We start from the raw sequence: 2,914 nt of genomic DNA on the forward strand, positions 1-2,914 counted from the left end.
CGGCAGCAGCGCAAGTTCCGCGTTGTCGACGCCGTCGAGCTTGGGACTGCTGCGCCGCTTCAACGGCACGCCGCGCGTGACATTGCCGCCGGCATCCGCGACTTTGGTCGCCGCGTCCGGGTGGTTCGGTGCGTCCTGTTCGGCCTCGGCCTCCTGGTCCTTGCTGAAATAGGGATCGCCGAAACCGACGATCTCCTCGCGGTCCGGCCGGCCCGGCGGCAGCTGCCGGAGCGTGCGCAATGCCGCAGCGGACGGGATCGTCGCGACCGCGTGCGTGCGCGCGAGCCACGGCACCTCGCGATAGCCCGCGAACAGGGGATCGTCATCGGCCTTGGCTTCCGCCGGCGCCGTCGGCAGCAGCGACAGCGGCAACAGCCCGAGTGCGCCGTTGGTGACGACGATCAGATTCTTGGCCGGCTTCCAGCCGGCTTCGACCGGCTTCAGGATCAACTGATAGAGCTCGTAAGCGAGCCTCAGGTCGAACGGCGGGATATCCGAGATCATCGCCGCCTGAGGCTCCAGCGCCTCACGCAGCTTGCGTATCTTGCCTTCGATCTCGCCGCTTCTCGCCGCAATGGCCGCGAACGCGACCGGCCCGCTCTTGGGAACGGCCCAGACGAAACTGCCGCTCTGGCCGAAATAGAACGACAGCATGGCCTCGTCCTCGGCCAGCGTTGCCCTGATCTCCGCCACTGTCGGCGGTTTCGGCGCGACCAGCTCGGCGTAGGCCGGAAATCGCCTGACGATTTCCTGTCGCGCCTTCTGGCGGTCCGCTTTCAGGCCGGCAATCGAGGCGTTGATCGCCTGGATCGCCTTCTCGTCGCGTTCCTCCGATGACAGCGAAAGCGCATTGGTCAGCGTGCCGAGCTGCGCATTGAGCTGCTTGGAGAGATCCTGCTCCTTGCGGACGAGCTCGGCGAGCGCGGGGTCGCGCGCTGCTGCGCGCGCGCTCGATGCCGCGAGCGCCTGCTGCACGGTCTGCCCGCGCACGGCGTCCGCGAGGCCAAAGGTCTCTTCCCCGACATCCGCGGCCGGATCGTGCGCCGCGGCGAGCATCGCGAGATAGGCCTCGACCACGACCTGCAGCCGCTGGCTGCGCGCCGTCCGGAGCGAGGAGTCGTCATCGGCATTTTCGCGCGCGGCGGCCATCATCCCCGGGATAGCCAGCTTGAACTCGCGGATCGCGTCCGCGTTCCGGCCCGCGCGTCTGAGACCGATAGCGAGCCAGCCATGAGCGGACGCCGTGTCGAAATGCGCCTCGCCGATCCGCGCGGTCAGGTTGCCGACCAGCCGTTCGGCCGCCGCAATGCCGGTATCGAGCTGTCCCGAGTTGTAGAGCGCGAGGATCCGCGAGGGATTGAGCTCGTAGATCTGGCGCGGCCGCGGCTCCCAGGTCGCGATCGCCTTGTCGATCCGGCCATAGATCTCGACCGCTTCCGGCTTGCGCTGCATGGTGAGAATGCCGCCGAGCTGCGACAGCAGCCCGACGCTCGACGGCGAATCCTCCGCCACGCCAAACGTCCTGTTGATCTCGATGGCGACGCGCGCGAGCTGCTCCGCCTCGGTGTAGCGGCCCTGCTCGACCAGGATGGACGCGAGGCCACTAACGTAGCGCGGCATCGCCGCGTTGTACTTGCCGGTGTCCTTCAGGCGCGACAGCAGGGCGCGGCGGGCATCGACCTCGGCTTCCTCGAGCCGTCCCTGCCTGGCCTTCATCCGCGCCTGATTGAGAACCGTCGAATCGATCGCCTGCAGCAGCAAGGATTCGGATGGCGGGTCGTCGCCGTCCAGGACCGCCTTCACGCTTGCGCGCTTGCGCAGCTCGGCGACCCGATAGGCCGCCTCGGCTTCGCTGTATTGGCCGCGCGCCTCCAGGATGATGCCTCGGCCGAACTCGATGTCGGACTCCCAGCTTTGCCCGAACCTGTCATAGGTCGCGCGCCATCGCGGCAAGCCGCTGGTCCGCGCCTCCTGGATTCCAGCAAGGCTGCGGCGCAGATAGCCTTCGGCCTGCGGAATGTCCGCCATCTGCACGAGGATGGAGATGATCTGCCGGCTGGTTGCAAACTGCAGGCCCTTGGCGCCTGGCTGGTTGTTGATCTCGCGCACCATGCGCTGCAGGATTTCCAGCGCTTTTTTCGGCTCGCCGGCTGCGCCATATTGCACCGACGCAAGTTGCATCAGCCGTCCCATCAAATGCGGTGTGACGGCGCCGGCTCCGACGTCGATCGCCTTGTTGATGTCGGTGATCGAGTCCGCAAGGCGGCCGAGCTGCGCACGCGCATTGGCGCGATCGAAATAGAACTGCGCAAGATCGGCGCGCGATTCCTTGCCGCTCGGCGCGGCATTGGCGTCGTCTTTTAGCGCTTCGATCGTCTTGAGATCCGGTTTCTCATTGTCGAGAATTGCGGTCACGTCGGAAATGGTTCGTGGCGGCGCAACGAAACCCGCTGCGGGCGCCGCGCCTGCTGATGGCTTCGGCGCCGCCTCGGTCGGTAGCGCGATGGCGACATTGGCGCGGCCGTTGGCGGCATTGAGCGCCGCCATCACGCAGGCGACGACTTTCGGCTTGGCCCTGGCGCGGCAATCCTCGAGGTTCGCACGACCTCCGCTCGCCTGCATGCAGGCCATCACGATGGGCTTGCCGATCGTCATGCGACAATGCTCGATCGCGGCTTCCTTCGTCAATGCCAGCGCTGGTGCGGTCGCGCCGATCAAACAACTCAACGCGACGATCACGCGCGCATTCGCAACGCGGCGCGCGCGCCAGACTCGGATCTTCGAAGCCTTGCCTGATCGCATCTTCAAGACCTCCACGACGGGGTGCAAAATCCTATCGAAAGATCGTCTCCGACAACAAGTCCGCGCTCCCAGTGTGGTGAAGAGCGGAGGCTGCATTGTGTTCGTCGTCAGA

Annotated in this window: 1 protein-coding gene; it reads right to left on the reverse strand. The window is 66.4% G+C overall.

The features are described from left to right. Positions 1-2,802: tetratricopeptide repeat protein (locus JOZ76_RS37135; protein ID WP_291706336.1), on the reverse strand; the 2,802-nt coding region annotated here is incomplete at its 3' end. Positions 2,803-2,914 lie beyond the last annotated feature (112 nt).

Source organism: Bradyrhizobium sp. (assembly GCF_019244115.1).
Lineage (GTDB): Bacteria > Pseudomonadota > Alphaproteobacteria > Rhizobiales > Xanthobacteraceae > Bradyrhizobium.